Here is a 15,966-nt window from a genome sequence, read left to right on the forward strand (position 1 = left end):
CGGTCAATCTAGCAGGTCGGCAACACGCAGGCGCAGTGCCGGTATCAGCTCACTCTCGAACCAAGGGTTGCGCGCCAGCCAAAGGTTGTTGCGCGGGCTTGGGTGGGGTAACGCGAACAGCGCTGGTCCGCGGGACTGCCAGTTTTTCACCCGCTCGGTCAGTGACTGTCCGTCAGCGCCAAAACAGTACCGCTGGGCGTATTGCCCCAGCGCCAGCGTGAGCTCGATCGAACCCAGGTGGGCCATCAGCTCTTGTCGCCAGGCCGGTGCGCACTCGGGTCGAGGCGGCAAATCACCGGACCGCCCCCGCCCCGGATAACAGAACCCCATCGGCAAGATAGCGATCTGGCTAGTGTCGTAAAACTGTTCACGCGAGATCCCCAGCCACTCCCGCAAACGATCGCCACTGGCATCGTCAAACGGGCGTCCGGCTTTATGCGCGACCTGCCCCGGTGCCTGCCCGACAATCAGAATACGTGCCGACGGTGCTGCCTGGAGTATCGGCCGGGGGCCCAACGGCAGGTGCTCGGCACAGAGCTTACAGGCACGAATCCGCTGCATCAGCACGTCAAATTCCATCCAAGCGCCCCCTCTGTCCAGGCGAATGAGATAATGCGGTATTTTTTGGCTGCAATCGAATTATGAAACTTTCTCATTCGGTTATGGCTGTGCCGCTCCGGGTTCATTCAAAAACCGATACCGATCAACAGACTGGTGACAGCCGGGTTATCCAGTGGATCCTGTCGGCTGCAGGCAAAAGGACTCCTGCTCACCCTGGCTTTCGGCAGAATATCCTAGCCCTATACTCAGGTTAGGCGCTACACAGACAAACCCAAAAAAGGGGGAACAGACAATGTTGGAATCAAGAACGAGCCTATACACGGCAACGCTGGCAGGGTTGATGCTGGCCTGCGGTATTGCGGCCACGTCTGTTTCCGCTGCCGATAACTGGTACGACCTGTCGGTACAAAACGGCACCTCTCTAGAGAACTCGCTGACCGCCCTGAACGAAGAGTTGCAGCTCCGCTACGACGAGGACGATCGCTTAGCCGCACTGGCCGATCCGAGGCCCCATGACTTTGCTACCACCGCGATTGCATCGAGCGAGTTTCCGGAGTTCGAAGTGTTCGCTAGTGTCGACGAAGAGTTCGGTACGCCGATCAATGATGGGGAGTCGTTGAACGCCAATCTGGATCTGCTCAACTACACCCTCGCCACCCTCGGTGACGACCTGTTCCTGCAGATTGTGGCAGAAGCCACCGGTGAACGTTACACCTTCGACCAGGTGGCCGAGACCATGGACAGCTACAACGCCGTGGACCAGTACCAGTTCGCGTTGCTTGGCGGTGACATTGGATTTGGCCAACCAGTGCAGGACGACGTGTCACTCAACAACAACGTCGCCGGCCTTAACCAGTACTTGGCCGATGCTGAGTTGAGAGATCAGCTGCTTGCCGGCGCGGTGCCCGCCGTTACCGGCGCCAGCATGGACAGCTACCTGGCCGCCGCGCACTGGAACTACTAATTAGAAACCGGTAGGCGGATGGCGATCAGTCGACACCCGCTGCCAGTTGCCGGGTCAGCTCAGCAGCCGGGATCGGGCGGCAACCGCTAGCATTCTGCCCCGACCAGAGCGGAGAAAAATCACCCGAGCCCTTGGCTTCGGCCGCGGCCCTGAGCGGAGCGATGGCGGTCGTTGCCGTGGGGAACGCCGGTGCATCGGCACAGATCGGTCCCAGCTCGCGCATCACCCGATTCATAATGCCCCGCGCCGGGCGTCCGCTGAACAGGTTGGTCAGCGCGGTATGCCGAGCGGCACTGCTCATCAACGCCTCGCGGTGGATATCGGAAATGGTCGACTCGGGGCAGCAGAGGTAGGCGGTACCAATCTGCGCGCCCTGCGCCCCCAGTTTCATGGCGGCGGTCACGCCCGCTGCATCGGCAATGCCTCCGGCCGCGATAACCGGGACCCGGACAGCGGCAACAATCTGCGGCACCAGGGCAAAGGTACCGAGCTGGGTGCTCAGTTCCTCGGTAAGGAACATGCCACGATGACCGCCGGCTTCCGCGCCTTGAGCGATGATCGCATCCACGCCACGCTGCTGGAGCCAGAGCGCCTCCTCCACCGTCGTCGCCGACGACAGCACCCGGCTGCCCCAGCCTTTCACTCGACCCAGCAACGCCGGGTCCGGCAAGCCGAAGTGGAAGCTGACCACCGGTGGCCGCAGCGCTTCGACAAGATCCGCAATCTCGACACTGAATGGCTGCCGCCCGGCACCCGGTTGGATTGTTTCAGGGTCGATGCCGAACTCGGCGTAATAGGGAGCCAAGCGCCGCCGCCAGGCCGCCTCGCGCTCCGCATCTGGCTCAGGGTGTGTGTGACAGAAGAAGTTCAGGTTAAATGGCCGATCGGTAGCGGCTTTGATCGCCGCCACTTCCCGCTCGATCTGCTCGGCGCTGAGCATCGCACAGGGCAGCGAGCCCAAGCCTCCGGCATTGCAGACCGCTATCGCCAGCGCGCTGCCCTGAGCACCGGCCATCGGCGCCTGCACGATCGGTAGTTGTGTACCCAAAAGCGTCTGAAGTGCCATCCGAATCTCCCTGTTTATACCTGCCTGCTTGTATCGTTCGACCTAGTGCGTCCGCCGCAGCAGCGGATGGATTACATACTCCACCACCGTGAACACCAAAGCTCCGGCGATGATACCGGCCAGGGCATTGATCAGCGTGGGTACGATACCGTGTACGATGACGCCCACCGCCGGCAGGTTTCCCGCCGACTCGGCCAGATGGTGTAGCCAGTCATGCGAACCCGGTATGCCATGCAGCAGTATGCCGCCGCCGACCAGGAACATGGCCGCAGTGCCCACCACCGACAGCGTTTTCATCAAGTAGGGGGCCAGACGCAGCAGAAAACGTCCCAGCGCGGCCCGCCCACCAGACTGGCCGTTTTTCACCAGATAGAGGCCGGCATCGTCGAGTTTGACGATGCCGGCCACCAGCGCATAAACCCCAACGGTCATCAGCAGCGCGATGGTCGACACCACCGCCACCTGCACACCAAAGGCGGCGCTCTGAACGGTACCCAACGCAATCACCACGATCTCCGCCGAGAGGATGAAATCGGTGCGTATGGCGCCTTTGATCTTGGTTCGCTCGAACGCCAGCAGGTCCACATTCGGATCGGCGATCGCCTTCAGCTCCTGCTCATGTGCCGCCCTGTCCGGCTTGATACTGTGCAGCACCTTCTCGAACCCTTCAAAGCAGAGATAGGCGCCGCCAATCATCAGCAAGGGTGTGATCAGCCAGGGCGCAATCGCGGATATCAGCAGCGCCGCTGGCACCAGGATCAACTTGTTCAGTACCGAGCCCTTGAATACGGCCCAGACCACCGGCAGCTCCCGGTCGGCCTTCACGCCCGACACCTGCTCGGCATTCAGTGCCAGGTCGTCACCCAGCACACCTGCGGTTTTCTTCGCCGCCATCTTCGACATCAGTGCAATGTCGTCAAGCAGCGTGGCAATATCGTCTAGCAGTGCTAACAAACTGGTACCGGCCAACGCCTTCTCCTTTTAATCTCAATCCATCTATCCGGTTAACGGGCGGGATTCTAGCCGATCTCGAACGAGGTCACGCCGAATAGTCGATCCAAGGGCAACTCCGGTGCCGGCCCCTTGTACATACGGGCGGTTTCGAACGACAGCGACATGCCGTGCCGTTGCGCCAGCGCGACCGCCTCGGCATTGACCTCCGGCACATCGAGATAGATGTGATCGGCACTGCCCAGACTGCCGGCCAGGTGCTGGAACAGCCGCTCCGCCAGCTCGGCACGGTCGGCGTACAAAGGCCCGATCTTGTAGCCCTGGCGACAGAGCCGGCGCACCGCATAACCGACCAGCTTGCCCGCCTCGACAATAGCGACGGCACGGTGTCCAGGTTGGGTGGTCCATTGACGCAGGAACTGATCGCGCGCGGTCGGGAAGAAGGCGCTGTCATAGGCGTGCAACCGATCAAAACTCAGGCTGTGCAGCGGCACTATGTCGGCATCCACCGGCTGATTCCCCAACCCACGCCCTTCGAAGCGGATATTGCGCCAGGCCAGCTCGAACCCAGAGCGCCGGTAGTTGTCCTGCTGCGCCACGACACCGTCGAGCCCTACCGTGCAGCCTTCGAGATAGGCCAGACCCGCCTGCCAGATCGCGAGACCGAAGCCGCGCCCACGAAATTCCGGTTTGACCATGTAGAAGCCAAGAAAGCCGAACTCAGCGCCATAACGCACCACGGAGATGGTGGCCACCGGTTGTCCCCCGTACAGCCCCACTAAAAAGCCATTGGGGTCGGCCAGGCGGTAGCAGGCGGCATCGTTCAGGCCGGGATTCCACCCCTCCTGGGCGGCCCACTCCACCATCATGTCGATCTCATCCGGGGTCATTACCCGGATCTCCAAGTCACGCTTCATGACGCATACCCATCCCTGTTAACGGTCTCATGAGCCACCAAATGCCTAACATCCAGCGTCGGTATCGGATGGCTCAATCGGAAAGATAGTACTCGACGGTCGATACCACTCTTACCTGCTTGATATGGGGGTTGTTCTTGTCTCGATCGGCGATCGAAAACTGGCCCTGCGAGGCCTTGCGAATCTTGCCCAGTTGGCTATCCGAATCGGAGGCGAACTTCTGCGCCACTTCGCGCGCATTGCGCGTTGCCTCTTCGATCATACCGGGTTTGATCTCGTTAAGCCGGGTAAACAGGTAGTCCGGCTTCGACTGATACTCATTGCCGCTGAGGACGATGCCCTGGCGTCCCAGCTGCGACAACCCCTCCATGACCGAGCGAACCCGATCGATATTGGTGGAGTAAACAGTGACCGTGCGCAGCGCCGTATAGCGAAATTCGGCGCCGTTGTTACTGCCGTACTGCTGCGCCGATTTGTCGGTGATTGCAGGGGGCGAGTCGCTGATCTCTCCAGGCTCGATCCCGCCCAGCAGCAGAAAGGCGCGAATACTCTCCGCCTGCCGATCCAGCTCGCCGTACAGTTGCTCCAGGTTATTGCTGGCCACGATGTACTGGATTGGCCAGATCACCACATCGGCCGGATACTCCCGCTCGGCCAGGCCCTTAACCGTCACGCTGCGATCCAGCTGCTTGAATCGGATCGCCGCATCACTGAGCTGGTATCCCAATACCGCGGCTGCCGCCAACAGGAATACGCCCAAGATAGACGCACTAACTTTGCTATCGGCCATAACACTCCCTATCGATCATTGCCCTTAACGCTGACAGTACCCGCAAACAGGGGTTCCATCGCTTCCTTTTACCAGCCAACTGAAGTTAATCGGTAACTCGGGATCCAGCAAGTCATGCGGCAGCTTGGTATATCCGTTGCAGCTGACTGTTGAAATTCACGTTTTTTATCACAAGCCCGACAAACGCCGACCGCTGTGCTGTGGATGCGTCCCGCGCCCTGTCAGGTTTCATACAGAAAGGTGTAAACCCATGAGTAAAATAGGGATTTTTTTCGGTACTGAGACCGGCACTACCCGTCTGATCGCGAAGAAGATCTACAAGCTGCTGGGTGATGAGATCGCCGATAAGCCGCTCAACGTTAATCGCATCACGCCCGCCGAGATGCTCAACTATGACGCGTTGATTCTCGGCACGCCCAGTTATGGTGAGGGAGACATTCCGAGTAGCGGGATCTCCGGCTGCTTCGAACCTAACTGGGGTGAGTTCCTCGCGCTACTGGGTAAGCCGGATATGAGCGGCAAGCGGATCGCGTTTTTTGGTCTGGGCGCGCAGGAGCGCTACTCCGAACGCTTCGCCAGTTCGCTGATGGCACTCTACACAACCTTCGCCATGTTTGGCGCCGAGCTGATCGGCGAATGGAGTACCGAAGGCTATACCTTCGACTACTCCGCCTCCGCCATCGGCGACCGCTTCGTCGGCCTGGTGATCGACCAGCGCACCCAGGGGATGCTGACCGACGAGCGCCTTAAAACCTGGGTCGAGCAGATCAAGCCACAGCTGGTCGACAAGTTGGCCAGTGTTGCCTAACAAGGCCTCCCCTGTTTTCAGTTCGCTCTGTACTAAGCCGATATTGTTTTGTTACTTTATAACATAACACTTAATAGGATCGCGTACCGTACAGATGAATACTCTCTGCACCAACCACTTCCCGATACCCGATATCGCCACAACCGACAGGGCCGCCATCAAGACAACTCTGGATTGGGTCGGCATGTCCGGTCTGGCCCTGCCTTTTCAACTGCTGGAGTCAAGACGCGGTCCGCTCGCCTGTCAGGGCAGTGCCGATATCCATGTCGATATCGTCAGGCCAGAAGTAAAGGGGATCCACATGTCGCGGCTCTATCTTCTGCTGGAAGACCTAGCCGAGGAGACGCCGCTATCCCCCGAAACACTCAGCGGATTTCTGCACCGTCAGTTGGCGTCGCACCATGAGATAAGCCGGTCTGCCGGGTTGTCGATCCGCTTTCAATATCTGTCCCGAAGAGCTGCGCTGAAAAGCGAGCACCGGGGTTGGAAGCGCTACCCGAGCGCTATTCACGCCGAACTGCGCGACGGCCGACCGAGGGTCGAGCTGGAGCTGGCGATCCCCTACTCCAGCACCTGCCCCTGCTCCGCCTCTCTGTCGCGTCAGTTGCTGGCCGAGGCGCTCGACGACGACTTCGCGGGCCGCACCCGGTTGACGATGGAGGAGGTGCAACAGTGGCTGCTGAGACAAGGTTCGCTGGCAACGCCACACAGTCAGCGCTCCTGGGCACAGATGCGTCTACAGCTGGCGGCCGATGCACCGGCCTTCGCCATCGAGGAGATCATAGAGGTAATCGAGAACGCCCTCGGCACCCCGGTACAAACCGCGGTGAAGCGCGAAGATGAACAGGCATTCGCACGTCTGAACGGCAGCAACCTGATGTTCTGTGAAGACGCGGCCAGACGGATCAAACAGATCCTGGCAAACCGGGAAGGCATGCTCGATTTCTGGGTCAGAGTCGAACATCAGGAGAGCCTGCACGCTCACGATGCAGTGGCGGTCGCGACTGCCGGAGTAGCCGGCGGCTATCGACCGGATCTCGGAAGCCGTTCAATACATTTTGGTTGAGGCGGTACAGCGGCGCGGGACGACATCGACAACGTCATGCGCCGCCAGACAAGCCCCCAACATTTGCACCCACCCTCATCCACAGGTAACCTTCGCCCTCTCGCAGGTGCCGCCTGCCCATTCGGGCGTGGCGGATAATCGGGAAGTCAGGTGAAAATCCTGCGCTGCCCCCGCAACGGTAATGAAAAGCGTGCCGCTGACAACCCGCCACTGTGGCCAAGGCCATGGGAAGGCGTCAGCTGCCGGATTCGGTGTCGATCAACGGCTACCGATCCTCTTTTCCAAGCCCGGAGACCGGCCTCGAGACGGCGCGCTTCGCTATGGAAGCCGCCCGCAATGCGCATCAGGCGGGGTGTCCCTGAAACGGCATTATCTTTCACGCCTCCCATCTCGGCAGCCCGTTGGGCTTCGAAGAGCGGACGGCGTATGGATTTGCATGTTTACTTGCCTGTGCGTGTGGATTATTCAAGGAGTCTGCATGCGCAACCTGTTTCGATCACTGCGTGACCTTTCCGCCCCGAGGCTGGGCGGGATACTCACCATCCTGTTGCTGGCCCTCGGTCAGCCAACGCTTGCCCTGGCCGCGCAAACCGCGCTGGCCATCGTGTCCGACCGTTCGGCGCCGGTGCTGGTGGCTGGCGCGCACCGTTTTCTGGAACGCCACCCCGACCGGGAGATCCGTATCCGCTCGCTGGCCCAGGTAAACGAGCTGAGCGACGACCAGCTGCAGGCCCTGTTCGCCGACGTGGACCAGGTGCTCTACCTCGGCCTGTTCGGCACCGAAGTGGAACGGCTGCTGACGATGCCGCTGCCCGAACGGCAGGCGCGGCTGGCCTTTCACAGCGACCGCCGCCTGTTCGCGCTGCATCGGGACAGTCAGGGTGGCACATTCGACGCACTCGACGACGAGGCGTTGAAACAGCTGACCAGCCGACCCTCTACCGAACTGCCGTTCGAGCAGTGGCTCGCCCGGCAGCAACAGGCGTTCCCGCAATTCGCCCACTGGCTGCAGGCACGCGGCTACTGGCAGAATCGCGATGCCGAGAATATCGCCATGCTCTGGCAGTACCTGCTACTGCCGGACTCTGCCGACCTGAAGGCACCGGTCGCTCAGGCTCCGGTCCGTTTCTATCTGAACACGCAGCCGATCGACGAAGCACAACTGCAGAACAGCCTCGCCGACGACAGGCCCACGCTGTTCCTGCTCGACCACCAGACCGGTGACCTGCCGGGCAACTGGTCGCTACATCAGCGTCTGTGCCAGGGGGTCGAACTGCTGTGCGTGTCCGTGCTCGCCGCCTGGGGTTCGGCCAGCGAGCAAGCCACCACGCAGATCGGCACACTGGCACCGAAAAACGCCCCCTGGGCCATTCTTTCGCTGCAGGGCTTCGTCATCGGCGGCGGTGACGGACGCGAAGCGGTAACCCGTAAGCTGGAGGCGTTCAACGTCCCGGTCTTCAACGGCATCCGCCTCGACGACTACAACCGCGATCTCTACGCCCTATCCGTCAACGGCCTGCCCACCGACAGCGTGCACTATCGCGTCGCCATGCCCGAACTTCAGGGCGTATCCCAGCCCGAAGTGCTGGCCGTCTCGTCCAACGCAAAAACCGATTCCAAAACCGGCGCCCGCCTGACCCTGTCCGAGCCGCTCGACGAGGCGGTCGTGCGTCAGCAGCGCCGCATCCAGCGCTGGCTGAAGCTGCGCACACTGCCGAACCAGGACAAGCGCGTCGCAATCATCTACTACAACCACCCGCCGGGGCGGCACAACATCGGCGCCGACAACCTGAACGTGCCGCAGTCGCTGTGGCAGATGCTCAACGCACTGAAGGCGCAGGGCTACGATACCGGCCCGCTGCCGGAGTCGCCGGAAGCTCTGCTCGATCTGCTGCAGCAGCGCGGCGTCAACCTGCCGGAGGATCGCAAGGCGCTGGAACAGATGGCACCGCTGGTGTTCGGCATGGACACCGCTGCCTACAACAACTGGTTCAAGACGTTGCCGCAGAGCGTACAGCAGGAGATGGTGCGCGGTCCGCTGGGCCAGTTGCACGCCCAGCTCAAGCCACTGCTGGCGGAGGCCTCGGCACAACCGCTGGACCCGCAGGTTCACGATGCGGTCGAAAAACTGATTCAACGCACACTGGGCGACCTGCGCCACGCCCTGGATGGCGTCCGCCACAAGGGCCGTGCGCGGGCGCTGGACCTGCTCGACCAAGTGTCCGAGCAGTACACCGCCCTGCTCGGCGACGACCTGAGCGCCGCCGACCGCGCCGGCCACTGGCAGGAGGCGGATCAGCGCGTCACGGCGCTGGTGCACATGTACATCGAGGGCCTGCGCGGCTGGGGCGAAGCGCCCGGCCGCACCATGGTATGGGACAACCGGATACTGATACCGGGGCTGCAGTTCGGCAAGGTGTTCCTCGGCCCGCAACCGCCCCGCGGCTGGGAGCTGAACGAGGAGCTGCTGCACGCCAACATGTCGTTCTCTCCGCCGCACCAGTATCTGGCGTTCTACCACTTCCTGCATGACGAGTTCAAAGCGGACGCGCTGATCCATGTCGGCCGCCACTCCACCTACGAGTTTCTGCCCCGGCGCAGCGTCGGGCTGGCCACCGACGACTACCCCTCGCTGGTCATCGACGACCTGCCGAGCATCTACCCCTACATCGTCGATGGCGTAGGCGAAGGGATTCAGGCCAAGCGGCGCGGCAAGGCGGTGATGATCGACCACCTGACCCCGCCGCTGGCGGTCACCGAGCTGTACGACGATCTGCTCGGCCTGCGCCAACTGGTCGAGAGCGCCGAAGCGGCTGCCGACCCGACCACCCGCCGCCGCGCCGTGGAGGATCTACGCCGCCAGATCGACGAAACCGGGCTGCGCGACGAACTGATCGCCAGCATGGACGAAGAGCTGAAAGTACGCGGCATCGGCTTCGACCAGGTGGACGACGCCTTCCTGCTGCACGAGGTCGGCCACTACCTGACCAAGCTGCAGGAGTCGTTCATGCCGCTCGGCCTGCACACCTTCGGCCGCGAGTGGAGTAACGACGCGGTGGACACCATGCTCGAGTCGATGGCGGACGGCACCGAACCCGACCCGGCCTGGCGCGATGCGCTGACCGGCTCCCCGGCTGCCGAGATGAGTGCCCTGCTGAACGCGCTGAGCGGTGGCTTCGTCGCTCCCGGCAAGGGCAACGACCCGATCAAGACCCCCGAGGCCCTGCCCACCGGGCGCAACTTCCACGCCCTCGACGGCGGGCTGATCCCTTCGCCGCTGGGTTATAAACTCGGCATGGAACTGGCCCAAAAGGCGCGTACCGAGTCAGCGGGTACCAGCGACCCGACCGGCAAGGAAGCGGTCATCCTCTGGGCTTCGGACGCGGTACGCGACGAGGGCGCGATGATCGCCTTCGGCCTCGACATGCTCGGCGTCAAGCCGGTCTGGAACAGCCGCGGCATCGTCAAGGGGATCGAGCGACTGCCGTTGGATGAGACACGCCCCCGGCGCCGGGATGTGGTGTTTACCAGTTCCGGCCTGTTCCGCGACCTCTACGGCCGCCAGTTGGAGTGGCTTGATCAGGCTGTACTGATGGCACTGGCGGCCAGCGCCGACACCATCGAACAGGATTATCCGGCCCTGACAGCGGCACTCGACGGTGCACTGCAACCGCTGGACAAGCCGTACCAGCGCGGCGCGGAACCGCTGGCGGTCAACCTGGTGGCCGCGCATTGGGTCGACGAAGCACGCGAGCTGCTGCGCGGTGATTCCGGCAACGCCGCCGAAGAGCTTGGCCGTCGCGCCAGTCTGCGCGTGTTCGGCACCGCACCCGGTGCCTATGGCGCCGGCGTCAACCGACTAGTGGAACGCTCCGGCAGCTGGCAGGACCGCCTGGAACTGGGCCAGACCTATATCAAGCGCGTCGGCCACGCCTACGGCATCGATACCGTCGGCTTGAGCGCCAACGACGCCTTCGTGCGCCAGTTGCAGGATGTCGGGCGCACCTACCTCGGTCGCGCCAGCCACCTGTACGGCCTGATCGACAACAACGACGCCTTCGACTACCTCGGCGGCCTCAATCTGGCGGTGGAGAGCGTCACCGGCAGCGCGCCGGACAGCTTCGTCATCCAGCACGCCAAGGCGGACAACGCCCGCATCGACCCGCTGGCCGAAGCGCTCGGCAGCGAACTGCGCGGCCGCTTCCTCAACCCGCAGTGGATCAAGCCGCTGATGGCCGAGGGCTACTCCGGCGCCCGCACCATGGGCAGCGAGTTCATCGAATACCTCTGGGGCTGGCAGGTTACCAGCCCGGAGCTGATCCACTCCTCGGTCTGGGACGAGGTCAAGGCGGTCTATCTGGACGACCGTTACGACCTGGGGTTGGACGCCTTCCTTGAGCAGGGACACAACCAGCAGGTGCGCAGCAACATACTCGCCGTGATGCTGGTCGCCGCTCAGAAAGGGTTCTGGCAGGCCGACGAGGAGACGCTGAACGAGCTGTCCCGAGAGTTCGCCGACAACATCCTGAGCTACGGCATTCCCGGCAGCGGACACACCCACGCCCGCCACCCGGTGTACGACTTTGTCCTGCCCCGGCTCGATGCCGAACAGGCCCAGGCGCTACAAAAGACGCTGGCGGAAAGCCGCATGGAGATCAGCGACTGGGCGCAGACCGACACCCCGAGCCACATCCAGGAGATATCGGTCAAACAGTCCGACCAACAAGCCGAGGCGCAGGACAGCAGCGGCGAACAGCATGCCGATAACGCCGAGCAACAGCAAACCGCTGCGCAGAACTGGACCTGGCTCCTGTTGGCACTGGCCGCACTCATACTGATCGGCGGCGTGCTGCGCGGCCGTCATGGAGGTAAACACTGATGCTCTCATCCTATTCACTGTCGATCATGCACCAGATCACCGGCCTGCTGCTGGAGCCGGTGACCTGGGGCCTGCTGACACTGCTCGCGCTGAGCCTCTGGGAAACCGGACTGGCGTTCGGCGAGCGCTGGGGCGGCCTGCAGCGCCTTGCGGCGCGTGGCGATCTGGAACTCGCCACACGCCAGGGGCGCCGCCGCATCGAACGCGCCGACTTCATCACCCGTATCTCGCCGATGCTCGGGCTGATGGGCACCCTGATCCCCCTCGGCCCCGGCCTCTCCGCACTGGGCGAAGGTGAACTGTCGATCCTGACCACGGCGATGACCGTGGCGTTCGACACCACCGTGATGGGGCTGCTGGGCGGCATCGTCGGCTTCGTGCTCGGTCGCCTGAGACGACGCTGGTACGACCAGCTACTCGCCAAGCTGGAAACCGACCGGCACGCGGTCGTGCAACCGCTGCGGGAGGCCGCCTGATGAACCAGCATTGGCGGCGCAGCCGCTTCGACCAGGAGATGGACGAACCGCTGGGCCCACTGGCCAACCTGCTCGACCTGATGCTGGTATTTGCCTGCGGCCTGATCGCGGCGCTGGTGGCGCAGAGCCCATCACTGGCCGAGCACTTCAACAGCCGTCAGCAGATCAGCGAAGGGCGGGAGCTGCCGACCCTGCCCAAGGGGATGGAGGGCAAGGCCGGTCAGGGGTTCGAAGCGGTCGGCCAGGTCTACCGCGACCCGGAAACCGGCAAGCTGATACTGATCGGCGAGTAGCCGGCTCCCTTCGAATCTCGTTTAGGGTGAAATGCCACCTCATAAACGTGAGGTGGCGTCTTAGGCCGGCTGAAACGGGAAAGAGAAAGAAGAAGCAGCCAATTGGCTGCCTCGTCATTGTGATTCACTGAAATTTCAGATCGAGACCTTGTTGACCCCGTCAGTTAACGGCTCTGGATTCAACCGATGAGAAAAGCACACTTGCAACACTTAGTGTCACAAAAAAGGCGACACCGCTTGCACGATATCGCCAAAAGCACTCGATAGATAACCGAGTAACGAGATAGGGTCAGTGCATCATCAACGCCGGTATCTTGGCGTGGCCCACGACGTAACTCGTAACTCCGCCAAATACTTGCTCATGTACTCGACGGTGGGTATAGGCCCCCATCACCAGCAAGTCATAGCCCTCGTTATGCAGAGTATCGACTATCGCTTCGCCAGCTGATTTGTGGTGGCTGTCGAAGGTTTTATGTACCGCGTCGATATCATGCCGCTCCAGATATACCAGCAGATCCTTAACGTCCGGCTTGAAAGCTCGGGCGTCCCGATCAGCCAGGACATGTACCTCCTGCGCCCGTTTCAAAATCGGCAGCGCCGCGCTGACCGCGCGCGAAACCTCCGTGCTGCCATTCCACGCAATGGCCACCCGCTCAGCGCGAAAACATGTCTGCTCACGTGGCATCAGCATGACCGGCTTGCCGCTTCGCATCAGCGCCGACTCGAATGTAGAGCTCGGCACGCCCAAGCGTGGCTGGGGAATCACCAGCATATCGCTGACCTTCCCTCGCTCCGCAACCATCTCGCTGCGCAGACCGGTCACATCGAGCCAGGTTGCAGAGGGACCTTCGACACGCCCGGTACTTATCAACTCCACGGATGCCGACTGACACAGCCTTGCAAACATGGACCTCATGGCGACCGATTCTTGCTCGGTGGACTTGGTTGCCAGCATCTCCAACTGATGGAGCAACTCCGCCGGCACCGCCAGCGAGATGCGGTCATCCGGGAAGAAGCGACGAGGACTCACCTGCGCATGCATGACATCCAAATGGGCTCCGAAATACCTGACGATCGCGAGCGCACCCTGTAGTCGTTCCTCTACCTGGCCACTGCTAGATAGTGGCATCAGTAACGTTTTGGGACTCATCATTTCAGCTCTCCTGTGCCTCAACCCAGCGGCCAAGGCATGTTGACCGCATCCTGAAGCAAGCCGCGTGGCAACTCCAACACCATCACATGCGCCAGCGCCAGCATGAACACCAGGGCACTGGCCGTCAGCACTCCGGTTTTTACAATGGAGGTGCGCGCTTTCACCAGCAGGAACAGCATGAAGAACAGAGCCGTGGAGATCACATAACCAAACAGGTAGCAGGCCACGACCAGACCCACCAGCCAGTACACATAGTGCAACATGCTCGCGACGCTGCGGTCGAATGCGTAGCCTTCAGCAACCTCACTATCGAAGTTAACGGTATCATTGATATTGCCCTTCACCAGTTTGAAGATAACAACACTGGTTAGAACCAACATCAGTCCACACACGCCGGCCGTAAACACCCCGCCAAGGAGGGTTCTTTGCATGGCATCGTAAAACCCATAGGCGAAGGCCAACCAAATAGCCCCTGCAAACAGGATTTGCGGCATGCGATTCTGGGGTACCGAGGTATTGTCCACTTCAGGTTTTGCCCCTAGCTCCTGCTGGCTGTTGGCGATATGGCGCACGGCGAAGAAGATCGACAGCGCAATCAGTACACCAATGATCAACACACCAGGCTTAGTAAGGAACCCAATGCCATCGAACTGGAGCGCCTGATAGAGGTAGGTTTCCATACCACTGGCAAGCACAAATCCGATCAGGAACGCAGGGCGTGGCCAACCGAACCTTTTCATCAGCACACCGAGAACACCAATCGCAACCAGTGAGATCAAGTCGTCCAGATCGCGGGTAGCCTGAAACGCCGCGAAACAGATCACCGTGATCATGAACGGCGCCATCAGCGCATAGGGAATGGTGGTAAGTTTGGCGACCCACTTTGACAGCAACAGACAAGCACCCGCACCGAGTACGTTAGCCAATGCCAGCGACCAAACGATGGTGTAGGTGATATCCAAGTTATTACCGACCATTGAAGGGCCAGGTTCGAGCCCTATCAAGACCATACCGCCAAGGAAAACCGCCATGCTGCCGGAACCGGGGATACCGAACAGCAGAGTGGGAATCAGACCACCACCCTCTTTAGCGTTATTGGATGATTCCGGTGCCAGTACCCCGCGGATATCACCAGAGCCGAAGTTTTCTTTGTCCTTGGAAGTTTGAACCGCGTGACCGTAAGCGATCCAGTCGACCACACTGCCACCAAGACCTGGCAGTGCACCTACGATGCACCCGATAACGGCGCAGCGGAACGCAAGCCACTTATGGCGAACAAGATCTTTAACACCGTCAAGCCACCCGCTACCCAGTTCAGACGCCTCGGAGATGGCACGGTTCTGCCGCAGCAAGTCAATAATCTCCGGCAGAGCGAAGATGCCCAAACCGACGACAACCAGAGGAATACCATCCATCAGGTAAAAGTTACCGAACGTCATACGAAACTCGCCGGTTGCCGGTGCGCCACCGACACTACCGAGGAGCAAGCCAAGGCCGCAGGCGCTCAGTCCCTTGACCAGACTGTTGCCGGCCAGTACGCCGACCATACTGAGGCCAAGCAGCGTCAGCATAAACAGCTCGGCGGAGCCGAAGGCCAGGATTACCGGCCGCGCAATCAGCACGAATGCCGTCAATACCGCGGCACCGAACAGGCCACCGAACAGCGAAGCCGCAAAGGCTGCACCGAGCGCACGCGCCGCTTCACCCTTTTTCGCCAGCGGGAAGCCGTCAAGCACGGTCGCCTGAGAACCACTGGATCCCGGAATGCCCATCAGCACGGAGGTAAAGGTGTCGGAGGTCGGGATGACTGCAACCAAACCAATCAACATCGCCAGTGCGGACGTCGGGTCCATTCCGTACAGGAAGGGCAGAAGAAGTGAGAGACCGGCAATCCCGCCAAGCCCCGGAAATATACCAATTGCAAGACCGAGGGTGACACCACCTGCCAGATAGAGCAGGTGCACGCCAGAGAACACTGTCACCAGGGCTGTCAGGAATGCTTCAATCATTTTCCAAACCCTTGATTTGTTGTTATCGCTATA

13 protein-coding genes and 1 riboswitch are annotated in these 15,966 nt (G+C 61.2%); of the genes, 6 read left to right on the forward strand and 7 right to left on the reverse strand.

Going from position 1 to position 15,966, the window contains the following annotated elements; genetic code table 11:
• Positions 1-3: 3 nt before the first annotated feature.
• Complete coding sequence (locus IEX40_RS00465) at positions 4-579, reverse strand: uracil-DNA glycosylase family protein (RefSeq protein ID WP_188745148.1); 576 nt, start codon at positions 577-579, stop codon at positions 4-6.
• Between the two features lie 274 nt (positions 580-853).
• Here IEX40_RS00465 and IEX40_RS00470 point away from each other — a divergent pair, with 274 nt between their 5' ends.
• On the forward strand, positions 854-1,525 hold the full coding sequence (locus IEX40_RS00470) for a hypothetical protein (protein ID WP_188745149.1): 672 nt from the start codon (positions 854-856) through the stop codon (positions 1,523-1,525).
• A gap of 25 nt (positions 1,526-1,550) precedes the next feature.
• Here IEX40_RS00470 and IEX40_RS00475 read toward each other — a convergent pair whose 3' ends face one another.
• The 4 genes from IEX40_RS00475 to IEX40_RS00490 form a co-directional block, all read right to left on the reverse strand.
• Complete coding sequence (locus IEX40_RS00475; protein ID WP_188745150.1) at positions 1,551-2,591, reverse strand: NAD(P)H-dependent flavin oxidoreductase; 1,041 nt, start codon at positions 2,589-2,591, stop codon at positions 1,551-1,553.
• A gap of 42 nt (positions 2,592-2,633) precedes the next feature.
• Entirely contained in the window at positions 2,634-3,560 is a 927-nt protein-coding gene (locus IEX40_RS00480; protein ID WP_188745151.1) for a DUF808 domain-containing protein, read from the reverse strand.
• Between the two features lie 50 nt (positions 3,561-3,610).
• A complete protein-coding gene (locus IEX40_RS00485; RefSeq protein ID WP_188745152.1) occupies positions 3,611-4,459 on the reverse strand; it encodes a GNAT family N-acetyltransferase in 849 nt (282 codons plus the stop codon).
• 73 nt (positions 4,460-4,532) lie between these two features.
• Complete coding sequence (locus tag IEX40_RS00490; RefSeq protein WP_188745153.1) at positions 4,533-5,249, reverse strand: SIMPL domain-containing protein; 717 nt, start codon at positions 5,247-5,249, stop codon at positions 4,533-4,535.
• A gap of 250 nt (positions 5,250-5,499) precedes the next feature.
• Between IEX40_RS00490 and IEX40_RS00495 the strand changes: the two genes are divergently transcribed.
• The 5 genes from IEX40_RS00495 (at position 5,500) to IEX40_RS00515 (ending at position 12,771) form a co-directional block, all read left to right on the forward strand.
• Entirely contained in the window at positions 5,500-6,057 is a 558-nt protein-coding gene (locus IEX40_RS00495; RefSeq protein WP_188745154.1) for a flavodoxin, read from the forward strand.
• A gap of 94 nt (positions 6,058-6,151) precedes the next feature.
• Entirely contained in the window at positions 6,152-7,123 is a 972-nt protein-coding gene (gene folE2, locus IEX40_RS00500; protein ID WP_188745155.1) for a GTP cyclohydrolase FolE2, read from the forward strand.
• Between the two features lie 86 nt (positions 7,124-7,209).
• Positions 7,210-7,440, forward strand: a riboswitch (cobalamin riboswitch).
• Between the two features lie 161 nt (positions 7,441-7,601).
• Complete coding sequence (locus tag IEX40_RS00505; protein ID WP_188745156.1) at positions 7,602-12,002, forward strand: cobaltochelatase subunit CobN; 4,401 nt, start codon at positions 7,602-7,604, stop codon at positions 12,000-12,002.
• Positions 12,002-12,478: a MotA/TolQ/ExbB proton channel family protein gene (locus IEX40_RS00510; protein ID WP_188745157.1), complete on the forward strand. Its 477-nt coding sequence runs from the start codon at positions 12,002-12,004 to the stop codon at positions 12,476-12,478. The genes IEX40_RS00505 and IEX40_RS00510 overlap by 1 nt, the downstream gene beginning before the upstream one ends.
• Positions 12,478-12,771, forward strand: a complete 294-nt coding sequence (locus tag IEX40_RS00515) for a DUF2149 domain-containing protein (protein ID WP_229680431.1) — start codon at positions 12,478-12,480, stop codon at positions 12,769-12,771. Before IEX40_RS00510 ends, IEX40_RS00515 begins: the two co-directional genes overlap by 1 nt.
• Positions 12,772-13,060: 289 nt before the next feature.
• Here IEX40_RS00515 and IEX40_RS00520 read toward each other — a convergent pair whose 3' ends face one another.
• Complete coding sequence (locus IEX40_RS00520; protein ID WP_188745158.1) at positions 13,061-13,924, reverse strand: universal stress protein; 864 nt, start codon at positions 13,922-13,924, stop codon at positions 13,061-13,063.
• Positions 13,925-13,941: 17 nt separating this feature from the next.
• Positions 13,942-15,933 (reverse strand): tripartite tricarboxylate transporter permease, encoded by a 1,992-nt coding sequence (locus tag IEX40_RS00525; protein WP_188745159.1) that lies wholly within the window; start codon positions 15,931-15,933, stop codon positions 13,942-13,944.
• Positions 15,934-15,966: the final 33 nt, after the last annotated feature.

Origin of the sequence: Marinobacterium zhoushanense, assembly GCF_014641945.1 — a bacterium.
Lineage (GTDB): Bacteria > Pseudomonadota > Gammaproteobacteria > Pseudomonadales > Balneatricaceae > Marinobacterium_D > Marinobacterium_D zhoushanense.

Coding starts and splice junctions, on each gene's coding strand:
- IEX40_RS00515 (WP_229680431.1), top strand. CDS start 12,478: ATGAACCAGCATTGGCGGCGCAGCCGCTTCGACCAGGAGATGGACGAA.
- IEX40_RS00520 (WP_188745158.1), bottom strand. CDS start 13,924: ATGATGAGTCCCAAAACGTTACTGATGCCACTATCTAGCAGTGGCCAG.
- IEX40_RS00465 (WP_188745148.1), bottom strand. CDS start 579: ATGGAATTTGACGTGCTGATGCAGCGGATTCGTGCCTGTAAGCTCTGT.
- IEX40_RS00505 (WP_188745156.1), top strand. CDS start 7,602: ATGCGCAACCTGTTTCGATCACTGCGTGACCTTTCCGCCCCGAGGCTG.
- IEX40_RS00510 (WP_188745157.1), top strand. CDS start 12,002: ATGCTCTCATCCTATTCACTGTCGATCATGCACCAGATCACCGGCCTG.
- IEX40_RS00485 (WP_188745152.1), bottom strand. CDS start 4,459: ATGAAGCGTGACTTGGAGATCCGGGTAATGACCCCGGATGAGATCGAC.
- folE2 (WP_188745155.1), top strand. CDS start 6,152: ATGAATACTCTCTGCACCAACCACTTCCCGATACCCGATATCGCCACA.
- IEX40_RS00525 (WP_188745159.1), bottom strand. CDS start 15,933: ATGATTGAAGCATTCCTGACAGCCCTGGTGACAGTGTTCTCTGGCGTG.
- IEX40_RS00470 (WP_188745149.1), top strand. CDS start 854: ATGTTGGAATCAAGAACGAGCCTATACACGGCAACGCTGGCAGGGTTG.
- IEX40_RS00475 (WP_188745150.1), bottom strand. CDS start 2,591: ATGGCACTTCAGACGCTTTTGGGTACACAACTACCGATCGTGCAGGCG.
- IEX40_RS00490 (WP_188745153.1), bottom strand. CDS start 5,249: ATGGCCGATAGCAAAGTTAGTGCGTCTATCTTGGGCGTATTCCTGTTG.
- IEX40_RS00495 (WP_188745154.1), top strand. CDS start 5,500: ATGAGTAAAATAGGGATTTTTTTCGGTACTGAGACCGGCACTACCCGT.